Source organism: Geodermatophilus sp. URMC 62, assembly GCF_052931475.1.
Window position 1 is genome coordinate 4865846 of sequence record NZ_JBRFHY010000001.1, and the last position, 25887, is coordinate 4891732.

Consider the following 25887-nt stretch of genomic DNA (forward strand, 5'->3'; position numbering starts at 1 on the left):
CGGGATCAGGCGGCCTGGAAGGACCGCTTGGAGAGGCCGAAGCTGTAGCCGTCGAAGGCGGTGACCACCGGCGCGGTGGGGTCGGTGGCCGCCCCCAGGGCGACGAACAGCGGCGTGAAGTGCTCCACGGTGGGGTGGGCGTAGGGCAGGCCCGGCGCCACCGAGCGGTAGCGGGCCAGCTCGGCGACGTCGCCGCGGGCGAGTGCGTCGGCCGCCCAGCCGTCGAAGTCCGACGACCAGCCGGGCACCTTGTCCTCGGTGAGCATCTCGCGGGTGAGGAACGGCAGGCCGTGGGTCATGTGGCCCGAGCCGATGACCAGCACGCCCTGCTCGCGCAGCGGCCGCAGCCGCGCACCGAGCGCCAGCAGCCGGTCGGGGTCCTCGGTGGGCAGCGACAGCTGCAGCACCGGGACGTCGGCCTCCGGGTACATGATCTTCAACGGCACCCAGGAGCCGTGGTCCAGGCCGCGGCTGGCGTGCTGGTGCACGTGCTCGGTGTCGGGCAGCAGGCCGACCACGTCGCGGGCGAGCTCACCGGCGTCGGGGGTGTCGTAGCGGAACGTGTAGTACAGCGGGTCGAAGCCACCGAAGTCATAGACCAGCTCGGCCGGCCGGGTCGCGCTGACCGACAGCGGCGCGGACTCCCAGTGCGCCGAGACCACCAGGATCGCCGTGGGCCTGGGCAGGGACCGCGCCCACCCGTACAGCGGGTCCACCCAGTCCTGACGCCAGAACGGCATCGGCCCACCACCGTGGGACAGGTAGAGGCTGGGCAGCGCGCCGTCCGCCGGCGTCCACACCCGGTGCGGCTCAGACGCCGCCACCCGGCGCAGGTGCTGGGCGAAGAGGTGGTCGGCCGGGATGCGGGCATCCGCAGCAGCGGTCGTAGCAGGACCGAGCACGGTCACGGGGGGCTCCTCACGACGTTTGCTTGACTTCGCAAGGAACTGTACGGCACATAACTTGCTGCGTCAAGTGAAACAGCGAGCCGGTGTCCGCCTCCCGGGTCTCCCCGTCCCCACGCGTCAGCTGCCACTCCATCCCGGCCGCCGCTGCCGCGACCACCGCGAGGACGACACCGGGGGAAGCGAACACACCGGTCGCACGCCGCTCCCCGGAGAAGGCCGGCAGCCGAGAGCTCCGATCACGCGGACCCCACCAGTGCCGTCGGGGCCGAGGCAGCCGTTCCCATGGGCAGCGCGCCCCGGTGGCCATGAGCGGGATGAAGGCGCCGTGGTCAACGCCGCGGTCGACGCCCGGTCGCAGGGGAGCGGCGCGCCGACCACGGCGCTGGAGACGGCGAGCGGGGCGTTCTCACCGTGCGGACACCACAGTGGCGCGGGGCTTGGGCACGTCCCTGCGACCGGGGAACCGCGGCCACGGAGGCGTCCTCGAGGGTGGGCGGGGCGCCGTGTGATGGACAGCGCCGGGCGGAGTCAGAGACGGGCGGCCGAGGGTTGGTCGGCCGGAGGCGGTGTGGGCCGCCGCCGGGCGGGGTCGGGGCGTGGCGCGTCGACCCCGCCCGGGCGGGGAGGGTGTTCAGTTGTCGACGGTGACGACGAGCTTGCCGCCGGCGCCGCCGGTGGCCAGCCGGCCGAGGCCCTCGGTGGCCTGCTGCAGGGAGAGCACGTCGGAGACGGCGACCTTCAGGTCCCCGGCCGCGGCCTGCTCGGCCAGCGGGCCGACGACCTCCTTGAGGGGGGTGGCCATCACCGAGGTGCCGGTGAGCCCGGCGGCGGACAGCGTGGCCTCGTCGGGCACCGCCGCCACACCGGCGACCTTGCCGCCGGCACGCACGGCCGCGATCGGAGTGCCCGAGGGGTCCATGCCGTGCAGGCTGACCAGGGCGTCGACGCCGTCGGGATAGGCGGCGCGGACCTGCTCGGCCACCGGGCCGGCGGTGTGGTCGATCACCCGGGAGGCGCCCAGGGCGGTCAGCCGCTCGGTGTCGGCGGGCCTGCCGGTGGCCACCACGGTGACCCCGCGGGCGGCCAGCAGCTGCACGGCGAAGGAACCCACACCGCCGGAGGCGCCGTTGACCAGCACCGTCTGCCCGGGCTGCGGGTCGATCGCCTCGATGGACTGCACCGCGGCCGCGCCGGCCAGCGGGATCGCCGCGGCGGTGGTGAAGTCCAGCCCGGCGGGCTTGGGCGTGACCGTCGCGGCCGGCAGGACCGCGTACTCAGCCAGCGTGCCGGCCGAGATCGGCGGCGCGAGCAGCACGTGGCCGAGCACCTCGTCACCGACGGCGACGTGCTCGACCCCGGCGCCGACGGCCTCCACGACGCCGGCGGCGTCACGGCCGATGACCACCGGGTACTCGTGCGGCAGGCCCATCTGGGTGAGGAAACCGGCGGCGACGGCGTTGTCGATGGGGTTGAGACCGGCGGCCTTCACCCGGATCAGCACCGTGCCCTCGGCGGGCTGGGGAGTGGGCAGCTCACCGAGCTGGGGCTGCTCACCGGCGGCGGGGACGTGCAGTGCGCGCATGACAGGAACTCCTGGAGGTGAGGGGGCGGTGACGGGGACGGTGACGGGGACGGTGGTGGGGACGAGATGGCACTGCGGCCACGGCGGCCGAAACGCAGGGGGTGGTCGGCGGCTCCCCCGGGGTGGGCGGGCCGCCGGGAACTCAGAAGGCGTAGGGACCGAACCGGCCCCAGGCCACGAAGACGGCGAGGGCGAACAGCACGACGTTGGCCACGATCATCTGGTTCTCGCGGCGGCGGGCGTGGGTCACCGCGGCGCCCAGCATCACCAGCGCCAGGCCGGTGGCCGCGAGCGGCACCAGGATCGTGGCGACGTCGAACACCGCGGGCAGGATCAGCCCCAGCGCCCCGAGCACCTCCAGCGCGCCGATGCCCTTCACCGCGCCGTCGCTGAAGTCCCCCGCCCAGCCCATGCCCGAGTCGATGATCTTCTTCCGCGGCTGGGTGAGCTTCATCAGCCCAGACGCCAGGAAGGCGACGGCCAGCACCCCGGCCACGATCCACAAGACGACGTTCACGTTCCGCTCCTCGCATGCTTTACTTGACGACGCAAGCAACGTAACTACTCGATGCTTGTTCCGTCAAGTGTTTCGTCCGGCGTGTCCTACGGGCCGCCATGCGAGGAGGAGTGCTGTGGAAGCGGTCGAGGAGACGCGGTGGCTCACCGCGGAGGAGCAGCAGACCTGGCTCGAACTGCTCGGGGTGGTCACCTGGCTGCCCGACGCCGTGGACGCGCAGCTGCAGCGTGACGCGGGCATCAGCCACTTCGAGTACCAGGTGATGGCGATGCTCTCCATGTCCCCGCAGCACACGCGGCGGATGAGCGAGGTCGCCGCCCTGGCCAACGGGTCGCTGACCCGGCTGTCCCGGACGGTCGACCGCCTGGAGAAGCGCGGCTGGGTGACCCGTCGCCCCGACCCCGACGACGGCCGCGCCACCCTCGCCGTCCTCACCGACGCCGGCTGGCAGAAGGTCACCGCCACCGCACCCGGCCACGTCACCGAGGTGCGCCGCCTCGTCCTCGACCCCCTCACCCGGACCCAGCTCCGCCAGCTGCACGAGATCGCCACCCGGATCCGGCAGGTCCTGCGGCCCGACGACTGCCGCCCGACCCTGGCCGCCCCGGACAGCCCCTGACCGGCCGGGCGACGGCGCTCGGCGCCCGGCCCACCGATGCCGTCAGGAACCGGGTCCGGGTGACCGCCGGCCCGCCGTCACGGGCCGCTGCTCAGTGCGTCAGCTGCCACTTGAGCGCGGCCGCCGCCGCGGCGACGACTGCGAGGACGACGCCGCCCAGGAACACCCGAGCCGAACTGCGCTCCCCCGAGATCCGCGCCACCACCGACCCGAGCAGAGCCAGCCGCAGATCGACCAGCGTGAGCGCCAGGACGAGCACCACGGCTGCGTCGACCAGCTCCGCCCACGCCAGCACCAGCAGCGCGGCGGGCGCAGCGGCGGTCGTCACGATGGGCAGCGCATCCCGGATCTCGTGCCGGAGTGCCGTCGCGTCCAGCGACCGGCCCTGGCGCACCCGCAGCCCGACCGCCTCACCCATCGTGTGCGCGACGTAGGTCGAGACCCCCACTCCCAGCACGTAGAGAACGCCCGTGGGTCCCTGCAGCTCGTCGGGGTCCAGCGCGATCAACGCCGCCATCACCAGGACGTTGCCGTACACGTAGGCGGAGACGCGGCTCGCGACATTCTCGCGCGGCAGGTGGCCGGCGCCACGGCGTCGACCGGCACGCCGCGGCACCCAGGCCCTGCTCATCCGATCGGCCCGGCTCATCGACGACGCGCGCCGGCGAGATCCGGCCGACCGACGTCCCCGACGGTCAGGACGGCTGCGTCCCCGCCGTGGTGGGGTCCCCGGCGGTGTCCTCCGGCAGTGCGGCCGTGCCGGCACCACCGGAGGTGACGCCCGGGCGCCCACGGCGCGCGACCGCCATGGTGAGGAAGGACGTGGCCACCCCGGTGGCCAGCGCGCCGAGCGCCACGGCCGGCCCCCTTCGCTCGATGCCCAGCACACTGTCCAGGGAGAGCTCACCCGGTCCGGTCTCGGCCAGCGCCGTCACCGCACCGATGAGGACGGCGTTGTACTCCCACCCGCCATTGGCCGCCCAGGGACCGTTGGGCAGGTGCACCTTGCGGATGGCCGTCGTCATCACCCCGGTGAGCGCAGACGCGGCCAGTGGCGTGGCCAGCCCGGCGGCCAGCAACGCGCCGCCGGCGGTCTCGGTGACCCCGGCCAGCGTGGCGTGCACCTTCGCCGGCCGCATCTCCAGCGCCTCCATCATGCCCTCGGTGCCGGCCCGCCCCGGGCCACCGAACCAGCCGAACAGCTTCTGCGTGCCGTGGCCGATGAACAGCCCGCCGATGAGGAGCCGTGCTCCCAGACGTCCGACGCTCATGTCTCCTCCTACGGGTTCGACGTGCGGTTACCCGGCGGTCTGCCGGACCAGGCCGCCTCGAGCAGTGCGGTCACGCCCTCCTCCGTCACCGGCCGGGGGGGTTGGCGTAGGGGTTGGCGACCGCGAGCCCCACGATGCGCGAGATGTCCGCCTCCTGCATGCCGAGCTGGGCCGGCGACAGCTCCCGCGCCGGGTCGGGCGCACCGCCGAGCGCGCGCGACAGGGCGGCGACCGCCTCCGGGGCGGCCGACCACGACGAAGCGGGCGAACCGGGCCGGCGGCCCAGCCTGGTCCCCCACCTGTCCGGCGTCCGGGACCCCGTGTGCCGGGCGGCTCACCGCTCGAGGAGTGCGCCGACCGACGGTTGGTAGACGACCAGGCTCCGGGCCAGCTTCTTGTAGTCCATCTCCGCGGGGCCGAGGGCGATCTCGCCGTCACTGGCCAGCAGGCCGGGGCCGTCCGGTCGGGTGATGTGGACGTCGACCGGGTCGTCCTCGATGTAGAGGCGGCTGTAGCCGAGTCGGCCGGTGAGGATCGACAGGGCCAGCCGCAGCAGCGGCGCGCGGCCGGCCACGGTGACCATGCGCAGGTCCAGCCGCCCGTCGTCGAGCCGAGGACGCCAACTGGGCGCGAACCCCTGCGGCTGGTACCGGCCGTTGCCGATGAACATCATGGCCACGTCGTGCTCGTGCCCGTCGACCACCAGCCGCAGCGGTCGTTGCTGCCGAACGGCGGACCACAGTGCGATGACCGCGGCCGCGGGCTTGCCGACCCGGCCCTCCCAGCGTTCCCGGATGGCGACGAACGCCGGATAGCTGCCCAGGCTCGAGGTGTTGAGGAACAGCCGCTCACCAGCCAGGCCGACGTCGATCCGGACGGCGGTGCCCCGACGCAGCGCTGACAGCGCGTCGGCCACCCGCTCGATGCCCAGATCGGCGGCGAAGTGGTTGAACGTGCCGCCGGGGAACACCAGAAGCGGCAGCCCCGCCTCGATGGCGACCTGCGCCGCCGCGCCCACGGTGCCGTCCCCGCCGCAGACACCGAGCACCTCGGCTCGTCGAGCGGCTGCGCGGAACTCGCCGGGCACGTCGGCACCCGGCTGCAGCGTCACGATGTCGGCAGCGGGCAACTGGCCGCGCAGGGCCGTGCCCAGCCGGCCGCCACGCCCGCTGCCGGAACGGGCGTTGACGAGGACGACGACACCCGCGCCGTCCGGACGGGGCGGTTGCGGCACCGCGCGGGGTCGGACCGTGCGGACGGGACTGGGTGTCCGGGAGGGGAAGAGCCGGCTGCCGGTCACGGCGACCGCACCACCCAGTGCGCCACCCGCGAGAACGTCGCCCACGTCGCCCGCGCGCAGCCGGCGCCGCAGGAGGGTCACCGCCAGGCCGGCCATGGGCAGCCCCAGCACCGGCTCGGTCGTCCCGGCTCCGACCACGAAGGCAGCAGCCGCGGCAGCCTGCCGGGACGGAGCAGCGGAGGCGGTCCCCGAGTACAGGGGTGGCGCGGTACCGGACCGCCGCGGCCGGCGCGCGGCGCCCGAGCCGGACCGCCGGAGCAGCGCGTCCGTGGCCACCACCGAGGCCAGGCCGCGCACCGCCGCTCGGCGGCCCCGGCGCCTCCCGGTGGCCACCAGCACGGCCGCGACCAACCACCATGGAGACGAGGGCCCGAGCCCGTCAGGGAGGACCGCCGCCAGAGGTCGAGGGGCTGCCTCCGCCGCCCACCGTGTCACGGTGCTCCCGGGAGGGTGAGCGTGATCCCCGGACGCACGCCTCTGCCGTGCCCAGCGGTACGGACGGCCGCGGTTTCCACGAGTGCGCAGTTCCGCGGACCACCCGTGCGCTCGACCGGTTCCATCGTCGCCGACCACACCCCTTCCGCCTGCCTGCCTGACTGATCAGTGCACCCGATCGGACCGGGCACGCCCCACTGACGCGATGCGACGAGGCCCCGTCCCTCCTCTGCCTAGTACCCGGTGCCCGGTTGCGCCAGCCGACCGGCCTCTCGCCCACCGGCCCGGAGGAGGCGGTCGAGAGGCCGGGACGCCCCCTCGTACGACCGACGCCCCGGCCCGCTCGAGGCGGGACCGGGGCGCCGGTGGTGAGGCCCGCCGAGACGACGGGCCAGGGTGGGTCAGGAGCGCGGCGGGATGAACCGACGGTAGGCAGGCACGGCAGCAACGGCGACGCCGACGTGCATGAGCATCAGCGCGATGACGCCGGCGGGCGTGGTTCCCGGCTGCGACTGGTTGACCAGCAGCATGACGTCCGGGATGAGCGAGAGCACGAGGACCGTGGGAACGAGCACACGCAGCACGCCGGACGCGTTGCGGCTGCGCGTGGCGATCAGGTGCCAGACGACCGCGCCGACGACCGCGCCGAGGACGGTCAGGAACCCGTACACGGGCAGGGTGAGCGGCTGGAACTCGTCCGGGATGTCGAAGATCGCCTTGGCGAGCAGGGCGATCACGCTGTTGATCACCAGCGCCCCGACCGCGCCGATGGCGGCAGCGGCGGCGGTGTTCTTCCAGGACACCCGGCGGGAGTCGAGGGTCGAGGTGGTCATGAGGGATCTCCGGATTCGGGTTGCGGAACGGGTGCAGGGCGGTCGGTCGGACCGGGCGCGTGAGGGCGGCAGCGGCCTGGGTGAGCGCTTCGGGGACGCACAGGTTGCTTGACGACGCAAGTAACCCTAAAGGGTGGAACTTGCTTCGTCAAGTGACCGGATCCATCCGTCCGCCCTGTCCTCGCCCGTCGTCGACGGATCGGTGTCGCCCGGGGCTGACGGGCGACACCGACCGCGGACCGGTCAGGCGTCGCGACGCGTCAGGGCGACGGCGGCGCCGGCGAGAGCCACGACGACCCACAGGGCGAACACCGCTGCCCCCGCTCCGGTGCCGAGCAGCGAGTCGGTCGGAACGGTGGACGTGAACGCCGAGGCGGCGTTGGACGGCAGGTACTTCAGCATCCCGTCCCAGCTGTCGGGCAGCAGGGCACCGGCGAGCGTCGGCAGGACGAGGACGCCGGCGAGGAGGGCGCTGATGGCGCCTGCGGTGCTCCGCAGGATCATCCCGAGAGCCAGGCCGATGAGACCCATGCCCACGACGTACCCGGCGGTGCCCAGCACGACCCGCGCGGTCCCCGGATCGGTCCAGGAGACGGTCGGGACGCCGCCCGCGTCGAGCACGGCCATCCCCACCGTGAAGGCCACCAGGACGCCCGCGAGGACGACCGGGAGGACGGCCGCCAGGAACGCGATCACCTTGGCCCAGAGCACGGGCAGGCGCGCCGGCACCGCAGCGAGATAGCTGCGGATGACACCGGAGGAGTACTCTCGGGCGCCGATCAGGACACCCAGGACGCCGACGAGGACGACGGCGAGCATCGAGCCGCTGAGCACGGTGGAGAGCGGATCGCCCCCGCCTGGTCCGCCGCCGTCGGGAGGGCCCTCGACGGCGCCGGTCGTGCTCGCGGCGGCGATGGCACCGAGCCCGACCACCGTCAGGAGTACCGCGGCCAGCATGACCCAGGTCGAGCGCAGGGTGCGGAGCTTGATCCACTCGGCGCGGATGACACGCGCCAGGGTGATCCGGTGCGCGGGCGGTGCGGTCGCCCGGTGCCGGTGGGCCGAGGACGCCGGCGAGGCGGTGGTCGTGTCGGGGGACGTGGTGGTCATCGTCGGGTCCGCCTTCTCGCGGGTCGTGGCGGGTGGGACGTCATCGGGCACGGTGGCGGTCATCGGACCGCCGACGCGGTCGCGAGCAGGGTGCTGTCGGTGCGGCCGTGGTACTGCACGGACTCCTTGGTGAGCTCCATGAAGGCCTCCTCCAGGGAGGGGTGCAGCGGGACCAGGGCGTGCAGCGGCAGTCCGTGGCGGGCGGCGAGGTTCCCGATGTCGGCTGCCGGCACGCCCTCGATTTCCAGCTCGGTCGGCGAGGACGACGTCACGGTCACCCCGGGCGCAGCGACCAGGCCGGCCAGTGCGGTGGCGTCCGGGGAGACGACCCGGACCTTGTCGCTCCACGCCGAGGCGATGAACTCCGCCATCGACACGTCCCGGATCAGCCGGCCCCTGCCGACGACGATCAGGTGGTCGGCGGTCTGCTCCATCTCGCTCATCAGGTGCGAGGAGAGGAACACCGTGCGCCCCTCGGCGGCCAGGGACCGCAGGAAGCTCCGCACCCACAGGATGCCGTCGGGGTCCAGGCCGTTCACCGGCTCGTCGAGCATCACGATGGACGGGTCGGCCAGCAGCGCCGAGGCGATGCCCAGCCGCTGACCCATGCCCAGGGAGAAGGATCCGGCCGCCTTGTGCGCGACCTCGGTCAGCCCGACGGTGTCCAGCAGCTCGTCCACGCGGCGGGCTCCGACGCCCACCGTGGCCCCCAGGGCCAGCAGGTGGTTGCGCGCCGAGCGCCCCTTGTCGACCGCCTTGCCGTCGAGCAGCGCGCCGATCTCGTGCAGCGGCGCCGTCGACGTCCGGTAGTCGCGCCCGTTGACGGTGACCGATCCGGAGGTCGGCCGGTCCAGGCCGAGGATCATCCGCATCGTGGTGGACTTGCCGGCCCCGTTCGGCCCCAGGAAGCCGGTGACGATCCCGGGACGGACGTCGAAGGTGAGGTCGTCGACGGCGACGACGTCGCCGTAGCGCTTGGTGAGATGGTGCAGTTCGAGCATCGGTCGCTCCCCCGTACTTGGTTGATGCAGCAAGTATCTCGGGATGGCGCGACCGCGTCGTCATCCGTACGCAGGCTCTTGCGCGCCCTTCGCCTACTGCCGATGCAGTACGGCTCGGCCCCGGCGCCCCGTCAGGGCTGGTCGACTCCGCCGGCTCGGACCAGCCCGGTCTGGTAGGCGAGGACGACCAGCTGGGCCCGGTCCCTGGCCCGCAGCTTGCTCATGGCCCGGTTGATGTGCGTCTTGACCGTCAGCGGCGACAGGTGCAGGCGCGCCGCGATGTCCTCGTTGCCCAACCCCTGGGCGACCAGCGCGACCATCTCGCGCTCCCGGTCGGTCAGGACGTCGAGCGTGCCGTCGTGGGGGTCCGGCCCGTCCTGGCTGGGCTGGGCCAGGAAGCGGGCGATCAGGCCGCGGGTGGCCCGCGGGGACAGCAGCGCCTCGCCGGCCGCGACCACCCGGATGGCGTCCAGGAGGTCGTCCGGCTCGACGCTCTTGCCCAGGAACCCGCTCGCTCCGGACCGCAGCGCCTCGACGACGTACTCGTCGGCCTCGAACGTGGTCAGCACGATGACGCGGACGTCGGAGAGGTCGGGGGCGGCGGTCATCCGCCTGGCCGCCGTCAGGCCGTCGACCCCGGGCATGCGGATGTCCATGAGGACGACGTCGGGGCGCAGCGCGACGGCCTGCCGCACGGCCTCGGCGCCGTCGCCGGCCTCGCCGACGACCTCGAGGTCCGCGGCGCTGTTGATGAGGGCCGCGAAGCCGGACCGGATGAGCACCTGGTCGTCGGCGAGGAGCACGCGGACCGTCATGCCGGGCCCCGCGGGATGAGGGCCGAGACCCGGTAGCCGCCGTCCGGTGCCGATCCGGTGACCAGCCGGCCGCCGGCGGCGTCGACGCGCTCGCGCATACCGATCAGGCCGTGACCGCTCCCGGACGGTTGCCGTCCGTTCGTCCCCACCGCGTTGCGCACCTCGATGCTCACGCCCTCCGGTCGGTCCTCCAGGACCATCGTGGCCGCGCCCGTCCCGTACTTCAGGGCGTTGGTCAGCGCCTCCTGGACGACCCGGTACGCGGTCAGGTCGTTGATCGCCGGGAGCCCGTCCAGCTCCCCCCTGACGGTCCACGTCACGTCCAGCCCGGCCTGGCGGATGGAGTCCACCAGCTCACCCACTCGGACCATGCCCGGCGCCGGCTCGGTCGGCGCGTCCTCCCCCGCGGCGCGGAGCAGACCCACGACCGTGGACATCTCCGCCAGCACGGTCTTGCTGGCGTCACGGACCAGGTCGAGTGCCGCACGTGCCCGCTCCGGGTCCGCGTTCAGGAGGTGGCGCGCCACCCCCGCCTGCACGTTGACGACCGAGATGTGGTGGGCCACCACGTCGTGGAGCTCGCGGGCGATGCGCAGCCGTTCGTCCCCGACGCGCCGCTGGGCCTCCTCCTCACGCGTGAGCTCCGCCTGCACGGCACGAGCCTCCGCCGCCGCCAGTGCGGCCCGGGAACTGCGCACCGCGACCCCGATCGCCGAAGCCGCGGCCCCCCACGCGAAGGTCTGCAGCCCTGGGACGCCGCGGTCGTCGAGCCAGTTCCCCTCGGCCCCCACGGCGGCGAGCGTGTAGGCGACACCGGAGACCAGGCTCGCGAGGATCGTGCTGCGCAGCGGGAGCCGGCTGCCGATCGTGTAGAGCGCGACGCAGGTGGCGGCCACCAGGGCGATGCTCCCGTCGCTCTGCAGCACACCGGCGACCCCGGCGACCAATCCGATGGCCCAGACCCGCAGCGGCTGCTCGCGCCGGACGACCAGGACGGCCGCGCTGAGGGCGAACAGGACGGCGGTCCAGCCGTCCGGGGTCCCGGGGAACTCCGGGTTCCGGACCAGGAGGGCCGGGGACACGACGAGGACGAGCAGCCCCGCCAGGCCTGCGTCCGCGATCCGCGGATGCGCCGCGACCCACCGCCGTCGTCCTGCCAGGGCCCCTCTCACGGTCCTCCCGGGTGTCCCCACCGGTCGCAGTCCCCCACCGGCGGCGACTCTAGGGCACCCGCCGGCCCCGACGTGCCCGCCGCTCGGGACCCGGGCGGGCACGCGGCGCCGCCGGCACCGTCCGAGCCCGGCCGGGCCGCGACCCGGGAGCCGCCGCGATAGCGTCCCCGGGGTACCTGGTGCCCGGCGTCCGCGCACCGACGTCCCGAGCGCCGGCACCGTCCGCGAGCGTCCGCGGTGGCGCTCCCGGTCCCGAGAGCCAACGGGAGGAGCCTCCGTGGGATCCGATGTGCCGACCGAGCAGGACACCAAGCGCCTCGTGCTCGACTTCTTCGACCTCGCCTTCGTGCAGCGCAAGGCCGCCGAGGCTGCCGAGCGCTACATCGGTGAGGTCTACATCCAGCACAATCCGATGGCTCCGGACGGCCCGGAGCTCTTCGTCGAGTTCATCGGTCAGTTCCAGGCGATGGCGCCGGACATGACGTTCGACATCAAGCGGGTGATCGCCGACGGTGACCTCGTCGCGCTGCACTACCACCTCAAGATGACCCCGGAGGACCTCGGGCGGGCGGTCGTCGACATCTTCCGCGTCGAGGGCGGACGGGTCGTCGAGCACTGGGACGTGCTGCAGGAGGTCCCCGCCGAGGCAGCCAACGAGAACACGATGTTCTGAGGGTTCCGGCCACCGCTCCAGCGACGCTCCGGGCCGTCCCGCCCGCAGCCGGTCGAGGCCACGGGCTCCTCGCCTCCCGAGGAGGTGAGGAGCCCGTCGTCACCGCCCGGTGTCAGGACCCGAGGGGCCGGGAGCCCGGCACGCGTCGGATCAGGCCTGTGAGCCGGCGGCAGCCGCGGAGACGGCCTCCGTCAGCGGTGTCGGCGCACGGCCGATGAGCGCGACGAGGTCGTCGGTCGGGACGAAGAGCTCGCCGTCGGCCACTCCGCGGTCACCGTCGGCGAAGACCGCTGCGACCGGCTCGGGCAGGCCCGCGCCGACCAGGATCTGGGTGTACTGCTCGACGGGCACATCGGTGTAGGTGACGTCCTGCCCGGTGACCGAGGAGACGGTCGCGGCGAGCTCGGCCATGGTGAACGCCTCGCCGCCGAGCTCGTAGACCCTGCCCTCGTGCCCGTCCCCGGCCACGACGGTGGCGGCCGCCTCGGCGAAGTCGGCCCGGGTCGCGGCGCTCACCCGGCCGGTGCCGGCCGAGCCGACGATGCCGTGCTGCAGGTAGGTGGCGAGCTGGCCGGTGTAGTTCTCGGTGTACCAGCCGTTGCGCAGCACCACGTACGGCACGCCGGACTCGGCGAGGAGCTGCTCGGTGGCCTGGTGCTCGGCGGCCAGGAGCAGCGTCGAGGTGTCGGCCTTGGGGATGCTGGTGTAGGCGATCAGGCGCACGCCGGCGTCCTTCGCCGCGGCGATGACGTTGCCGTGCTGCACCAGTCGCTGGCCCACCTCGCTGCTGGACACCAGCAGCACCTTCTCCGCGCCGGCGAACGCGGCACGCAGGGACTCGGGGTCGGTGTAGTCGGCGCGACGGACGATGACGCCGCGCTCCTGCAGGTCGGAGAGGGTCTCGACGCGGCGGCCGGTGGCGACGATCTGCTCGGCGGGCACGCCGCGCTTCAGGAGGGCTTCCACGGCCAGGCGGCCGAGCTGGCCGGTGGCACCGGTGACGACGATGGACATGCGGGTGGTTCCCTTCGTTGCACCTCGACAGGAGGTCGAGGAGGTGGGTGGTGCCGTACGGCTGGGGTGCGATGGGCCGGCCGGTCAGGCGGCCTGGAAGGACCGCTTGGAGAGGCCGAAGCTGTAGCCGTCGAAGGCGGTGACCACCGGCGCGGTGGGGTCGGTGGCCGCCCCCAGGGCGACGAACAGCGGCGTGAAGTGCTCCACGGTGGGGTGGGCGTAGGGCAGGCCCGGCGCCACCGAGCGGTAGCGGGCCAGCTCGGCGACGTCGCCGCGGGCGAGTGCGTCGGCCGCCCAGCCGTCGAAGTCCGACGACCAGCCGGGCACCTTGTCCTCGGTGAGCATCTCGCGGGTGAGGAACGGCAGGCCGTGGGTCATGTGGCCCGAGCCGATGACCAGCACGCCCTGCTCGCGCAGCGGCCGCAGCCGCGCACCGAGCGCCAGCAGCCGGTCGGGGTCCTCGGTGGGCAGCGACAGCTGCAGCACCGGGACGTCGGCCTCCGGGTACATGATCTTCAACGGCACCCAGGAGCCGTGGTCCAGGCCGCGGCTGGCGTGCTGGTGCACGTGCTCGGTGTCGGGCAGCAGGCCGACCACGTCGCGGGCGAGCTCACCGGCGTCGGGGGTGTCGTAGCGGAACGTGTAGTACAGCGGGTCGAAGCCACCGAAGTCATAGACCAGCTCGGCCGGCCGGGTCGCGCTGACCGACAGCGGCGCGGACTCCCAGTGCGCCGAGACCACCAGGATCGCCGTGGGCCTGGGCAGGGACCGCGCCCACCCGTACAGCGGGTCCACCCAGTCCTGACGCCAGAACGGCATCGGCCCACCACCGTGGGACAGGTAGAGGCTGGGCAGCGCGCCGTCCGCCGGCGTCCACACCCGGTGCGGCTCAGACGCCGCCACCCGGCGCAGGTGCTGGGCGAAGAGGTGGTCGGCCGGGATGCGGGCATCCGCAGCAGCGGTCGTAGCAGGACCGAGCACGGTCATCGCGAACTCCCCGTTGGTTGTCGAAGCAACTGACACTCTGCCCAACATCACTTGCTGGGGCAAGTATTTCCCTGGGGATGTGAGCGTGCGCACTCCGGCTCGACGCCGAGGCTGTCACCGGGCCGGTCGGCCACGACCCTGCGATAGTGCTCGCCTCAGGTCAGCTCGCCGACCGCACCGGCCCGACCGCCGAGGAGGGCACCCGTGACCAGCGACCCGGCGGAGGGTGATCGAGCGGAGCCCGGCCCCCAGCCGCGGTACCTCCCCATCGCCGAGCACGGACTGATCGGCGACCTGCACACCGTGGCGCTGGTCGGCACCAACGGCACCATCGACTGGTACTGCTGCCCGTCCTTCGACTCGCCGAGCGTGTTCGGGGCCATCCTCGACGCCGACCGCGGAGGCTCCTTCGAGCTGGCCGCCACCTCGCCCGCGCACACCCGGCAGTTCTACGTCCCGGACACCAACGTCCTCCTGACCCGCTTCTACACCGGCGACGCCGTCGGAGAGGTCCAGGACTTCATGCCCGTCGGCACGGCCACGGAGACGGCTGACCACCGGTTGGTCCGGCGGGTGCTCTGCGTCCGCGGGACCATGACGTTCCGCGCGCGGGTGTCCCCCCGCTTCGACTACGGCCGCCGGACGCACACCGTCGACGAGCGCGACGGTGGCGTCCTCTTCGGCTCGACGGAGCTGTCGCTGTCACTGACCGCCACGGTTCCCCTCCGCTGCGACGGGCGCGATGTCGAGGCGGAGTTCACCCTGGTGGAGGGCGACTCGGCGGTGTTCGCCCTGGACCGCGTCGACGGGGATGCCGCGCCGCCCGGTTGCTCCGGCACCGAGGCGGAGGAGCTCTTCGACGCCACGGTCACGTACTGGCGGCGCTGGCTGTCGGCGTCGCGCTACCGCGGCCGCTGGCGCGAGATGGTCCACCGCTCGGCGCTGACGCTGAAGCTGCTGACCTACGCACCGACGGGCGCGATCGTGGCCGCGCCCACGACCAGCCTGCCCGAACAACCCGGTGGCGAGCGGAACTGGGACTACCGCTTCGTGTGGATCCGCGACGCCGCCTTCTGCGTCTACGCCCTCCTGCGGCTGGGCTTCACCAGCGAGGCAGCCGCGTTCATGGACTTCCTCGCGCAGCACGTATCACCGGCAGGCGACCACCCCTCTGGGCCGCTGCAGATCATGTACGGCATCGACGGCCGCACCGACCTGACCGAGGAGGAGCTCCCGCACCTCGAGGGGTACGAGGGCGCGTTCCCCGTCCGGATCGGCAACGGCGCGGCCGAGCAGCTCCAACTGGACATCTACGGCGAGCTGATCGACTCCGTGTACCTGTACGACAAGTGGGCGGAGCCCATCTCCAGTGATGCGTGGGAGGGCCTTTGCAGCCTCGTCGACTGGGTCTGCGACCACTGGGACCAGCCCGACGAGGGCATCTGGGAGACCCGCGGCGGGCGCAAGAAGTTCCTGTACTCGCGGCTGATGTGCTGGGTGGCCGTCGAGCGGGCGATCCGCATGGCGAACCGTCGCGGCCTGCCCGCCGACCGGGCCAGGTGGGAGCGGACCCGCGACGACATCTACCGGCGGATCATGCAGCGGGGCTGGTCGGTGCGACGTGGGGCGTTCGTGCAGCAGGAGGATGACGACGTCCTGGACGCCGCCGTCCTGATGATGCCGCTGGCGAAGTTCATCGCACCGACCGATCCCAAGTGGCTCGCCACCCTGGACGCGCTCGGCGCGGAGCTGGTGTCCGACTCCCTGGTCTACCGGTACGACCCCGAGGCCAGCCCGGACGGCCTGAGCGGCGAGGAGGGCACCTTCTCCATCTGCTCCTTCTGGTACGTCGAGGCACTGACCCGCGCGGGACGGCTCGACGACGCCCGGATGGCGTTCGAGAAGATGTTGACGTACGCCAACCACCTGGGCCTCTACGCCGAGCAGATCGGTCGCGCCGGGGAGCAGCAGGGCAACTTCCCCCAGGCGTTCACCCACCTGGCGCTCATCAGCGCCGCCGTGAACCTCGACCGGGCCCTGGGCTGAGGGCACCTCCCGAGCGGCCCGCCGGCCCTGCCGTCCGCCGCGGGTGGGGCGGACGGCAGGGCCCAGCGTCAGCGGGGCTGCGGCTTGCTCTCGTTGAGGCCGTAGACGCGGCCGTCCGGACCGCGGAAGTGCCGGTAGGCGTAGTCCGCGTCGGGGACCCGGTTGATCTCGCCGAGCAGTTCCCCGCCCGCTGCGGCGATCTCGGCGCTGGCCGCCTCGACGTCGTCGACCCGGAAACCGAAGGCGATGGCGCCGTTGTAGCCGAAGTCCGGTGCGGTCTGCGGCGTGTAGAGCTCCAGCATGCCCCCGTCCGGCAGCGCATAGACGAAGACGCCGTACATCTCCATGGCCAGGGTCAGGCCGAGGGTCTCGGTGACGAACTTCTTCTGCGCCTCGAGCTGCTCGGGCTCGACGGTGATGGCGTGCCAGGTGATGGCCTGGACGTTCATGGGTTGTCCTCTTCTCGGTGTGGGTGGTGCGGTACGTCCGGACGCGACCCGCGGGCGCGCCTGGCTCTCTGCCCCCTGACCTGGCAGTTCCTGTCAGCCGGCGTCGCGTCGCCAGGCGACCGTCAGGCCGGCCCGCGCGCCGGAGCGCTCGAGGTGGTTGCCGAGCGCGTGCTCGATGCGGCTCAGGGTCTCGACGTCGGGCGCCTCTGCGCGCGGCGTGAGCACGTCGTCGCCGACGACGATCCGGCCCGCGGGCGTTCCCGACGGTCGTCGGCCAGGCGCGGCTCAGGCGCCGTCGGTGTCCTCGGTGGACGAGGCCTTGCGGTCCAGGTGTGGGACCGGCTGCTCGGCGTAGCGGGCGGGGGGTCGGTGCACACGTCGGCGTGGGAGGACAGGGTGGTCACGGTGCCTCCCGGTCGGGGTCGGGCGGCCGGGGGTCCGGTCAGGCCGCCTGGACGGAGCGGATCGAGTTGCCGTGCCGCATGCCGTCGAAGGCGGTCGTCACCGACCGCCCGGGCGTGGTGCCCGCCCCGAGGGTGAGCAGCAGGGGGACGAAGTGGTCGGCGGTCGGGTGGGCGATGTCGGCGCCCGGGCCCTTGGTGCGGTAGTCGATCAGGGCGTCGACGTCGTTGCGCGCGAGGGCGTCGGTGGCCCACTCGTCGAAGGCCTCGGTGTGGCCGGCCAGTTCCGGCCGGCGGAAGACGGCGAAGCTGTGGGTCATGTAACCGGAGCCCATGACGAGGATGCCCTCCTCGCGCAGGGAGCGCAGGCGCTCCCCCAGGGCCAGCAGGGCCGCGGGGTCCAGGCCCGGCATGCTCACCTGCACGACCGGCACGTCGGCGGCCGGGTACATGGCCATCAGCGGGATGAAGGCGCCGTGGTCCAGGCCCCGGTCGACGTGGTGGTGCAGCGGGGTGGTGTCGCTCAGGGTCGCCGCGATGCGGTGGGCCAGCCCGGTGGCGTCCGGAGTGGCGTACTGCAACGTGTAGTAGCGCGGGTGGAAGCCGCCGAAGTCGTAGTACAGCGGCGTCCCCGCGGCGGCGCCCGAGATGGCGAGCGGCGAGTTCTCCCAGTGCGCGGAGACCACGACGATGGCCCGGGGCTTGAGCATGCTCTGCGACCAGGTGAAGAGCGAGTCCAGCCACTCCGGGTCGTCGAGGGTGGGCGGGGCGCCGTGGCTGACGAACAGCGCCGGCAGCGGTCCGTCGTCGGGTGTCCAGGCCCGCTGGGCGCGCGCCTGCGGCAGCACCCGCGCGAGCAGCTCGTCGTAGGCGCCGGCGGGGGTGGCCGGGTTGAGGATGTCGTGCAGCTGCTGGTTCATCGCGGTGCTCTGCTCCCTCGCAGTGGGTGGGCGGCTGGTCCCGGGTGTGGCTGTCGGACCGGTCGCCGGTCAGGTGCTCGTCGCTGGACGCGCAGACTGTGCAACTTACTTGTAACGACAAGCGTTCCCCGCCCTGCGTCGTCGGACGCGCCGGCTACACGGGGGTCAGAACATCCCGTTGCTGTTGGCCGATTCGGCGGGGACCGGCTGCATCACGTCCCAGTGTCCGACGATCCGCCCGTCCTGGACGCGGAAGATGTCGACGACGGCCTGCCCCAGGTCATCCGAGAAGAACTTCAGGTTGTAGTGCAGGACCACCAGGTCGTCCTCGGCGATGGCCCGCTTGAGGTGGAACGACGCATCCGGCGCCTGTGCGAACAGGCCGCCGATGAGGTCGGGGAAGGCGGCCGGGCCGTCCGGGGCCGTGGGATTGTGCTGCGTGTACGCGGCTCCGAGGAAGCGCTCGGCAGCTCGCGCGGGTTCACGCCTGACGAAGGCGAGGTCGAAGAAGTCGAGAACGACGCGCTTGGCGTCGGCCTCCTGCTGGTCGGTGTTCATCTGCGGACCTCTCGGGGTCGTGCGCCCGGCCGAGGGTTGGTCGGCCGGAGGCGGTGTGGGCCGCCGCCGGGCGGGGTCGGGGCGTGGCGCGTCGACCCCGCCCGGGCGGGGAGGGTGTTCAGTTGTCGACGGTGACGACGAGCTTGCCGCCGGCGCCGCCGGTGGCCAGCCGGCCGAGGCCCTCGGTGGCCTGCTGCAGGGAGAGCACGTCGGAGACGGCGACCTTCAGGTCCCCGGCCGCGGCCTGCTCGGCCAGCGGGCCGACGACCTCCTTGAGGGGGGTGGCCATCACCGAGGTGCCGGTGAGCCCGGCGGCGGACAGCGTGGCCTCGTCGGGCACCGCCGCCACACCGGCGACCTTGCCGCCGGCACGCACGGCCGCGATCGGAGTGCCCGAGGGGTCCATGCCGTGCAGGCTGACCAGGGCGTCGACGCCGTCGGGATAGGCGGCGCGGACCTGCTCGGCCACCGGGCCGGCGGTGTGGTCGATCACCCGGGAGGCGCCCAGGGCGGTCAGCCGCTCGGTGTCGGCGGGCCTGCCGGTGGCCACCACGGTGACCCCGCGGGCGGCCAGCAGCTGCACGGCGAAGGAACCCACACCGCCGGAGGCGCCGTTGACCAGCACCGTCTGCCCGGGCTGCGGGTCGATCGCCTCGATGGACTGCACCGCGGCCGCGCCGGCCAGCGGGATCGCCGCGGCGGTGGTGAAGTCCAGCCCGGCGGGCTTGGGCGTGACCGTCGCGGCCGGCAGGACCGCGTACTCAGCCAGCGTGCCGGCCGAGATCGGCGGCGCGAGCAGCACGTGGCCGAGCACCTCGTCACCGACGGCGACGTGCTCGACCCCGGCGCCGACGGCCTCCACGACGCCGGCGGCGTCACGGCCGATGACCACCGGGTACTCGTGCGGCAGGCCCATCTGGGTGAGGAAACCGGCGGCGACGGCGTTGTCGATGGGGTTGAGACCGGCGGCCTTCACCCGGATCAGCACCGTGCCCTCGGCGGGCTGGGGAGTGGGCAGCTCACCGAGCTGGGGCTGCTCACCGGCGGCGGGGACGTGCAGTGCGCGCATGACAGGAACTCCTGGAGGTGAGGGGGCGGTGACGGGGACGGTGACGGGGACGGTGGTGGGGACGAGATGGCACTGCGGCCACGGCGGCCGAAACGCAGGGGGTGGTCGGCGGCTCCCCCGGGGTGGGCGGGCCGCCGGGAACTCAGAAGGCGTAGGGACCGAACCGGCCCCAGGCCACGAAGACGGCGAGGGCGAACAGCACGACGTTGGCCACGATCATCTGGTTCTCGCGGCGGCGGGCGTGGGTCACCGCGGCGCCCAGCATCACCAGCGCCAGGCCGGTGGCCGCGAGCGGCACCAGGATCGTGGCGACGTCGAACACCGCGGGCAGGATCAGCCCCAGCGCCCCGAGCACCTCCAGCGCGCCGATGCCCTTCACCGCGCCGTCGCTGAAGTCCCCCGCCCAGCCCATGCCCGAGTCGATGATCTTCTTCCGCGGCTGGGTGAGCTTCATCAGCCCAGACGCCAGGAAGGCGACGGCCAGCACCCCGGCCACGATCCACAAGACGACGTTCACGTTCCGCTCCTCGCATGCTTTACTTGACGACGCAAGTGACTGTAGGAGGGTATTGCTTGCTGCGTCAAGTACCTCCGCGTCGGGTTGCCCTCGCGCGGAGGACGTGACGGCGAGCGCGGCGGAGCGTTCGAGGAGCGTCGGCGGCCGACCGCGCAAGGAGAGCCGGCCGGGCGGACGAGCGAGACCGCCACGCCGACCGACGACTCCCGCACCCGGCTGCCCGCACCGTCGACCGGCTGGGTGAGCGCGGCTGGGGCACCGGCGTGCGGGAACTGCGACGAGGCGGTGGTGTCGCGCCCTGCCGGCGCCCCGACGGCGACCGCGGACGGGTCGTGAGGCGACGGGCCCGTCTGCGCGGCTGCGCCGCCGAACATCCAGCGCAGGACGGCGAAGCGGATCAACCCGACCGCTCCCGTGACGACGGCGACCACGACCAGCTGGGCTCCCGCACCGCTGCCCGGCACCAGTGCGTCGAACCACCCCAGGGCCGCAGTGGTCGCCACCATTCCCGCGAGCGCCAGCCCGCCACCCTCCCACTGCGCCCGCAGCCAGGACACCCGGCCACCGGCGTGGAAGGTGAGCCGGCGGTGGAGTTCGTTGGCCAGTGCGGAGGAGGCGATCGAGCCGGCGAGATTCGCGGGCTGACTGCCGAGATCGGCCAGCAGGACGAACAGCGCCCCGTACAGGAGATTGGCGACCGCGCCGACGGCCACGAAGCGGACGAACTGCGCCCGCCCGTCATCCCGGCGGAGCCGGTTCAGCAGCCGGGCGATCATCTTCTGTGCACCTCTGTGGGGGGTGGGAGGACGAAGCGGATCACGGTCCGCCCCGTTGCGTATTTACTTGACGATACAACTAACGCTAGCCGGGATTGCTTGTCACGTCAACTGAACTCGTGGCCTGTGAGCCCTACGGCCTGAGGAGGAGCGCTGTGGATGCGGTCGAGGAGCCGCGGTGGCTCACCGCGGAGGAGCAGCAGACCTGGCCGGCGGTCATCGCGACGGTCACCCGGCTCCTCGACGCGGTCGAGGCCCAGCTGCAGCGCGACGCAGGGATCAGCCACCTCGAGCACCAGGTGACGGCGATGCTGTCGATGTCCCCGCAGCGGACCCGGCGGATGAGCGAGGTCGCCGCACTGGCCGACGGCTCGCCGACCCGGCTCTCCCGGACCGTCGACCGGCTGGGCAGGCGCGGCCGGGTCACCCGCCGGCCGGACCCGGAGGACGGCCGCGCCACCCTCGCCGTCCTCACCGACGCCGGCTGGGACGAGGTCGCCGCTACCGCCCCGCTCGGGGCGTCGGCCACGCCGGAGCCACCTGCACCCGTGGCGCCGGGTGCAGGCACCGCGGAAGCCGCCGGGACGGCTGCGCCGTGGCCGTCCGCAGATGCAGCCAGCCCCTCGCGCACCCCAAGCGAGTTCACCCGGGAACTGACCGTGGGACCTGATGCGCTCCGCCGCCCCTGGCGGCGCCGCGCGGATGCACTCGCGTCTGCCTCGAGTGACGCGACCCTCCCCCACCGCCCGCCTGCACGCCCCTCGGTGGGGGCGGTGCCGGCGGTGTGGTCCGGCTGCTACTGCGCGGTGCAGCCGCCGTCGACGGTGTACTGCGCTCCCGTGACGAAGGCGGCGGCATCTGACAGCAGGAACGCGAGCTCTCGGGCAGGAACTCGATGGCGCAAGTCACCCGAGTCGGATCGACGTGTTCGGTCATCCAGGAAGCGATGCGCGCCACGCCGACCCCGCAGCCGGTCGGCCGCACGACGCCGGCCGGTACGGACCGTCGGCGTCGACCCGTGGGCGGAACCGGCGTCTGTCATGGCGGGCACGCCCGCAGCTATGCGGGCGAAGCCGACCCCGCGGCGCTGCTGAGCCGGCTCCGCGATCGGCTGCCGGCTCTCTCCTGCCCGGATCTCGCGAGGGCCGTCAATCGCCCGCGGCCGAGCCGGTACTGCAGCTCCAGCGTGGCCAGGGCCCCGGCGCTCGGCAGCGACTCGCCCGTCTCCCACCGGCGCACCGTCGGGTGGCTGACGCCGGTGTGCCGTGCCACCTCACTCATCGACGCGCCGGCGGCCTGGCGGAGGTCGGCCAGGACGGCCGGCAGTTGCGCCTCCGTCCACTGCTGCGTCAGCAGCAGGGGTGGCGCCAGCCCGGCCGCCGCGAGCACCCGAGCGAGCGGGACCCGGTAGACCCGCGCCATGGCGCGGGCCAACGGCAGGGTGACGGGACGCCGTCCGGTCTCGTAGCGGCCCAGACTCGAGACACTCACGCCCAGGACGGCGGCGGCCTCCCTCTGGGTCATCCGGATCCGGCGGCGCAGGGCTGCCAGCCCCGACGCCGGACGGCCGAACCGGCGCCGCCCGCATGCGGTCAGCTCCTCGACCTCCGTGCCGCATGCGGTCGCCAACCGCCGCAGGGCCCAGGAGGGCACCCTCGTCCGCCCCGTCTCCCACGCGAACACGGTCGACGACGCGACCTCCAGGAGGTCCCGGACCTGCGCGCGCGTCCATCCGCGCTCCCGGAGGACCGCCCCGAGGCCCGGCAGCACCTCGCCGTCGTACCGGCACGGCGGATGGCCGGCCAGGGCGAGGTCGAGCTCCTCGCGGTCGAGTCCGAGCTGTCTCGCCAGGCACGGGAGCAGGTCCTCGGGAGGACGGGTGGTGCCCCGCTCCCACTGGTAGACGGTCGCCGGACCGACGTGCAGCGCCCGCCCGAGCTCCACGCGATCGAGGCCGGCCTCCAGCCGTGCCCTGACGAGGACCGGCGCATCCGCGGGCGCCGGTCGACGCGGCCGCCGCGGAGCCGGACCGGCCAGGGCGGTCACCGTGGCGAGGTCGGCGCCCAGGGCGTCGGCGATGGCCTCCAGGTGGCGGGGGTACGGACGCCGACCCTCCTCCCACCGCTGGAACGTGGTCGGGTGGACGCCGAGGCGCCGGGCCGCCGCGCTGAGGGACATGCGCTGCCCGCCGCGCCACGCGGAGAGGCGGTGTCCGAGCGCCTGCGCCGGCGGCGCGGTCATCGGTTGCGGAAGCGGTTGATCGCGGTTAGGTGCTGCTCGCGCTTCTCGGTGTCCTTGACGCCCAGGCCCTCCTGGGGGGCCAGGGTCAGCACGCCGACCTTGCCCTGGTGGGCGTTGTTCTTCACGTCCCAGGCGGCCTGCCCGACCTCCTCCATCGCGTACACCTTCGACAGCGTCGGGTGGATCAGGCCCTTGTCGATGAGCCGGTTGGCCTCCCACGCCTCCTTGTAGTTGGCGAAGTGCGACCCCACGATCCGCTTGAGGTTCATCCACAGGTAGCGGTTGTCGTAGGAGTGCATGTAGCCGCTGGTGGAGGCGCAGGTGACGATCGTGCCGCCCTTCTTGGCCACGTAGACGCTGGCGCCGAAGGTCTCCCGGCCGGGGTGCTCGAAGACGATGTCGACGTCGTCGCCGCCGGTCAGCTCCCGGATCCGCTTGCCGAAGCGCTGCCACTCCTTGGGGTCCTGGGTCTCCTCATCACGCCAGAACCGGTAGCCCTCGGCCGTGCGGTCGATGACCAGCTCCGCGCCCATCGACCGGACGATGTCGGCCTTCTCGGGGCTGGAGACGACGCAGACGGGGATGGCGCCGCCGCCCAGCGCCATCTGCGTGGCGTAGGAGCCCAACCCGCCCGAGGCGCCCCAGATGAGCACCACGTCGCCCTGCTTCATCGCCGCCCCGTTGCGGGAGACCAGCTGCCGGTAGGCGGTGGAGTTCACCAGCCCGGGTGCGGCGGCCTCCTCCCAGGTCAGGTGGGCGGGCTTGGGCATCAGCTGGTTGGACTTGACCAGCGCGAGCTCGGCCAGGCCACCGAAGTTGGTCTCGAAGCCCCAGATCCGCTGCTGCGGGTCGAGCATCGTGTCGTCGTGGCCGGCGGGGTCCTCCAGCTCCACCGACAGGCAGTGCGCCACCACCTCATCACCGGGAGACCACCGGTTCACCCCCGGACCCACCCGCAGCACCACACCGGCCAGGTCGGAGCCCACCACGTGGTAGGGGAGGTCGTGCCGGCGGGTGAGGGCGTTCTGCCGGCCGTAGCGCTCCAGGAACCCGAAGGTGCTCACCGGCTCGAAGATCGACGTCCAGACGGTGTTGTAGTTCACCGAGGAGGCCATCACGGCCACGATCGCCTCCCCCGGGCCCAGCTCGGGGGTGGGCACCTCCTCCACGTGCAGCGACGTGCGCGGGTCCTTGTCCTTGGTCGGCAGGCCGGCGAACATGTCCTGCTCGTCCTTGCGGACCAGCACGGCCCGGTAGGACTCCGGCACCGGCAGGCCGCCGATGTCGGCCAGCTGGTCGGTGAGGATGGCGTCCCTGATCTCTTTCACGGTTGTTCTCCCGTCGGCGATGACGTGTCTGGCGTGGGACCGGTACGCGAGCGATGGCTGGGGGCAGGGACCAGCGCGCGGGGACCGGAGGACCCCTCCCGGGGTGGCTGACCGTGCGGCGTCGCCTGGATCGAGGCGGCGGAGGAGGACACGGGCACCGGTGCGACGGCCAGGTCCTGCGACCCGGACACCCGGGGTGGCCAGGTGGCCCGGCAACGCATCAGGACGGGTGGGTGCATCCCGACGACCTCCGCTCGGGAGTTCGGTCGTAGCCCGGTGACCGCGACAGCTGAGGTGCGGACACGGAGAACGTCTCGGCCGGACAGGTCGTGTCCGGACGACCGAGGATCTCCGTTCGTGAGCGGAGCCTCGCTGCCCGACACATGCATAACCAAATGGTTGGCTGATGTCAACGGCACCGCGACGATCCTGCGCGGGTGACGCCGAGCCGCCCGTGGCCCTGCGGGCACACGAGCCGACAGCGCGGCCGGCCGGCCGCGCTGTCGGTCGTCAGCAGCGTCCGCGTCTCCGCACACTTCTGCCAACCAACTTTTTGACACAGCACAGCGGCGCTCCCCATACTCGGTCGCCGGTCTTCATCGTGGGCGACCTTCCGTCAGCGACGTGGCGGAGCAGGGAGGAACCCGAATGCGTGCGTACACCGAGCCCTGGTGGGTCCAACTGCCGGAGGGGTTCTCGACGCCGAAGTTCGACACCAAGATCTGGGCGCCCAGCAAGCCGCTGGTCATCGTCCCGTCCCGGCTCATCGACTCCTCGGCGCCGGTCTACGGATACGGGACGCCCGGTCCGACCGACAACGACCTGCTGTCCCAGCACGACGGCGTGCCGATGGGTGAGCACATCACCGTGCACGGCCGGGTCACCGACAGCTGGGGACGTCCGGTGCGCGACATGCTCGTCGAGATCTGGCAGGCCAACGCCGCAGGCAAGTACGTGCACGACCACGACCCCACCCCCAAGCCGCACGACCCCCACTTCACGGGGGCCGGCCGCACGCTCACCAACGCCCACGGCGAGTACACCTTCAAGACCATCAAGCCGGGCGCCTACCCCTGGTGGCGGGACCCGGAGGCGTGGCGCGCGCAGCACATCCACTTCGGCCTCACCGGCCGCGGCCTGACCGAGCGCTACGTCACGCAGATGCAGTTCCCCGGCGACCCCCTCCTCTCCCGCGACCCGGTCGTCAGCACCATCCCCGACGCCAAGGCGCGCGAACGGCTCGTCGCCAAGCTCGACTGGGAGGCCGCCATCCCGGGGATCACGGTCGGCTACCGGTTTGACATCGTCCTCGGCGGCGTGCACGCCACCCCCGCGGAGCACTGAG

26 protein-coding genes are annotated in these 25887 nt (G+C 73.0%); 4 read left to right on the forward strand and 22 right to left on the reverse strand.

Annotated elements, in window-relative coordinates; genetic code table 11:
• Positions 1 to 5 precede the first annotated feature (5 nt).
• The 3 genes from ACU616_RS23355 to ACU616_RS23365 all read right to left on the reverse strand — a co-directional run bounded on the left by ACU616_RS23355 (position 6) and on the right by ACU616_RS23365 (position 3007).
• Positions 6 to 908, reverse strand: coding sequence for a dioxygenase family protein (locus ACU616_RS23355; protein ID WP_446760797.1), 903 nt, complete (start codon positions 906 to 908; stop codon positions 6 to 8).
• A gap of 631 nt (positions 909 to 1539) precedes the next feature.
• A complete protein-coding gene (locus ACU616_RS23360) occupies positions 1540 to 2490 on the reverse strand; it encodes an NADP-dependent oxidoreductase (protein WP_446760798.1) in 951 nt (316 codons plus the stop codon).
• Positions 2491 to 2632: 142 nt separating this feature from the next.
• The gene (locus ACU616_RS23365; protein ID WP_446760799.1) at positions 2633 to 3007 is read right to left on the reverse strand and encodes a DoxX family protein; all 375 of its coding nucleotides are present in this window, start codon (positions 3005 to 3007) and stop codon (positions 2633 to 2635) included.
• 115 nt (positions 3008 to 3122) lie between these two features.
• Between ACU616_RS23365 and ACU616_RS23370 the strand changes: the two genes are divergently transcribed.
• The gene (locus ACU616_RS23370; protein ID WP_446760800.1) at positions 3123 to 3626 is read left to right on the forward strand and encodes a MarR family winged helix-turn-helix transcriptional regulator; all 504 of its coding nucleotides are present in this window, start codon (positions 3123 to 3125) and stop codon (positions 3624 to 3626) included.
• Between the two features lie 91 nt (positions 3627 to 3717).
• Here the strand turns inward: ACU616_RS23370 and ACU616_RS23375 are convergent, their stop codons facing one another.
• The 8 genes from ACU616_RS23375 to ACU616_RS23410 all read right to left on the reverse strand — a co-directional run bounded on the left by ACU616_RS23375 (position 3718) and on the right by ACU616_RS23410 (position 11872).
• Positions 3718 to 4257, reverse strand: a complete 540-nt coding sequence (locus ACU616_RS23375) for a hypothetical protein (protein ID WP_446760801.1) — start codon at positions 4255 to 4257, stop codon at positions 3718 to 3720.
• 64 nt (positions 4258 to 4321) lie between these two features.
• Positions 4322 to 4897, reverse strand: a complete 576-nt coding sequence (locus ACU616_RS23380; protein ID WP_446760802.1) for a DoxX family protein — start codon at positions 4895 to 4897, stop codon at positions 4322 to 4324.
• Between the two features lie 334 nt (positions 4898 to 5231).
• Positions 5232 to 6335: a diacylglycerol/lipid kinase family protein gene (locus tag ACU616_RS23385; protein ID WP_446760803.1), complete on the reverse strand. Its 1104-nt coding sequence runs from the start codon at positions 6333 to 6335 to the stop codon at positions 5232 to 5234.
• Positions 6336 to 7033: 698 nt separating this feature from the next.
• Positions 7034 to 7465 (reverse strand): DUF6069 family protein, encoded by a 432-nt coding sequence (locus tag ACU616_RS23390; protein WP_446760804.1) that lies wholly within the window; start codon positions 7463 to 7465, stop codon positions 7034 to 7036.
• A 243-nt stretch (positions 7466 to 7708) separates the two neighbouring features.
• Positions 7709 to 8575 (reverse strand): ABC transporter permease subunit, encoded by an 867-nt coding sequence (locus ACU616_RS23395; RefSeq protein ID WP_446760805.1) that lies wholly within the window; start codon positions 8573 to 8575, stop codon positions 7709 to 7711.
• Positions 8576 to 8634: 59 nt separating this feature from the next.
• Positions 8635 to 9576 (reverse strand): ABC transporter ATP-binding protein, encoded by a 942-nt coding sequence (locus tag ACU616_RS23400; protein ID WP_446760806.1) that lies wholly within the window; start codon positions 9574 to 9576, stop codon positions 8635 to 8637.
• Positions 9577 to 9707: 131 nt separating this feature from the next.
• Positions 9708 to 10391, reverse strand: a complete 684-nt coding sequence (locus tag ACU616_RS23405; protein WP_446760807.1) for a response regulator — start codon at positions 10389 to 10391, stop codon at positions 9708 to 9710.
• Complete coding sequence (locus tag ACU616_RS23410; RefSeq protein WP_446760808.1) at positions 10388 to 11872, reverse strand: sensor histidine kinase; 1485 nt, start codon at positions 11870 to 11872, stop codon at positions 10388 to 10390. Before ACU616_RS23410 ends, ACU616_RS23405 begins: the two co-directional genes overlap by 4 nt.
• Here ACU616_RS23410 and ACU616_RS23415 point away from each other — a divergent pair.
• Entirely contained in the window at positions 11841 to 12236 is a 396-nt protein-coding gene (locus tag ACU616_RS23415; protein WP_446760809.1) for a nuclear transport factor 2 family protein, read from the forward strand. The two genes, ACU616_RS23410 and ACU616_RS23415, sit on opposite strands and share 32 nt — an antisense overlap.
• 150 nt (positions 12237 to 12386) lie before the next feature.
• Here ACU616_RS23415 and ACU616_RS23420 read toward each other — a convergent pair whose 3' ends face one another.
• Both ACU616_RS23420 and ACU616_RS23425 read right to left on the reverse strand, forming a co-directional pair.
• Positions 12387 to 13250 (reverse strand): SDR family oxidoreductase, encoded by an 864-nt coding sequence (locus tag ACU616_RS23420; RefSeq protein ID WP_446760810.1) that lies wholly within the window; start codon positions 13248 to 13250, stop codon positions 12387 to 12389.
• A gap of 84 nt (positions 13251 to 13334) precedes the next feature.
• Positions 13335 to 14237, reverse strand: a complete 903-nt coding sequence (locus ACU616_RS23425) for a dioxygenase family protein (RefSeq protein WP_446760797.1) — start codon at positions 14235 to 14237, stop codon at positions 13335 to 13337.
• 204 nt (positions 14238 to 14441) lie between these two features.
• On the opposite strand from ACU616_RS23425, the gene ACU616_RS23430 reads away from it, so the two are divergent.
• Complete coding sequence (locus tag ACU616_RS23430; protein ID WP_446760811.1) at positions 14442 to 16283, forward strand: glycoside hydrolase family 15 protein; 1842 nt, start codon at positions 14442 to 14444, stop codon at positions 16281 to 16283.
• 68 nt (positions 16284 to 16351) lie between these two features.
• On the opposite strand, the gene ACU616_RS23435 is transcribed toward ACU616_RS23430, so the two are convergent.
• The 9 genes from ACU616_RS23435 to ccrA all read right to left on the reverse strand — a co-directional run bounded on the left by ACU616_RS23435 (position 16352) and on the right by ccrA (position 24542).
• Positions 16352 to 16732, reverse strand: coding sequence for a VOC family protein (locus ACU616_RS23435; RefSeq protein WP_446760812.1), 381 nt, complete (start codon positions 16730 to 16732; stop codon positions 16352 to 16354).
• Positions 16733 to 16825: 93 nt separating this feature from the next.
• Positions 16826 to 16975 (reverse strand): DUF2218 domain-containing protein, encoded by a 150-nt coding sequence (locus ACU616_RS23440; protein WP_446761520.1) that lies wholly within the window; start codon positions 16973 to 16975, stop codon positions 16826 to 16828.
• A 199-nt stretch (positions 16976 to 17174) separates the two neighbouring features.
• A complete protein-coding gene (locus ACU616_RS23445) occupies positions 17175 to 18053 on the reverse strand; it encodes a DODA-type extradiol aromatic ring-opening family dioxygenase (protein WP_446760813.1) in 879 nt (292 codons plus the stop codon).
• A gap of 165 nt (positions 18054 to 18218) precedes the next feature.
• A complete protein-coding gene (locus ACU616_RS23450; RefSeq protein ID WP_446760814.1) occupies positions 18219 to 18611 on the reverse strand; it encodes a nuclear transport factor 2 family protein in 393 nt (130 codons plus the stop codon).
• A gap of 118 nt (positions 18612 to 18729) precedes the next feature.
• The gene (locus tag ACU616_RS23455; protein WP_446760798.1) at positions 18730 to 19680 is read right to left on the reverse strand and encodes an NADP-dependent oxidoreductase; all 951 of its coding nucleotides are present in this window, start codon (positions 19678 to 19680) and stop codon (positions 18730 to 18732) included.
• Positions 19681 to 19822: 142 nt separating this feature from the next.
• Entirely contained in the window at positions 19823 to 20197 is a 375-nt protein-coding gene (locus ACU616_RS23460) for a DoxX family protein (protein ID WP_446760799.1), read from the reverse strand.
• Complete coding sequence (locus ACU616_RS23465; RefSeq protein WP_446760815.1) at positions 20194 to 20973, reverse strand: GtrA family protein; 780 nt, start codon at positions 20971 to 20973, stop codon at positions 20194 to 20196. Before ACU616_RS23465 ends, ACU616_RS23460 begins: the two co-directional genes overlap by 4 nt.
• A 1059-nt stretch (positions 20974 to 22032) precedes the next feature.
• Positions 22033 to 23214 carry a helix-turn-helix domain-containing protein gene (locus ACU616_RS23470; protein ID WP_446760816.1) on the reverse strand — a complete coding sequence of 394 codons (1182 nt, stop codon included), beginning with the start codon at positions 23212 to 23214 and terminating at the stop codon, positions 22033 to 22035.
• Positions 23211 to 24542: a crotonyl-CoA carboxylase/reductase gene (gene ccrA / locus ACU616_RS23475; RefSeq protein ID WP_446760817.1), complete on the reverse strand. Its 1332-nt coding sequence runs from the start codon at positions 24540 to 24542 to the stop codon at positions 23211 to 23213. The genes ACU616_RS23470 and ccrA overlap by 4 nt, the downstream gene beginning before the upstream one ends.
• A 648-nt stretch (positions 24543 to 25190) precedes the next feature.
• Here ccrA and ACU616_RS23480 point away from each other — a divergent pair.
• On the forward strand, positions 25191 to 25886 hold the full coding sequence (locus ACU616_RS23480; protein WP_446760818.1) for a dioxygenase family protein: 696 nt from the start codon (positions 25191 to 25193) through the stop codon (positions 25884 to 25886).
• The last annotated feature ends 1 nt before the right edge of the window (position 25887 follow it).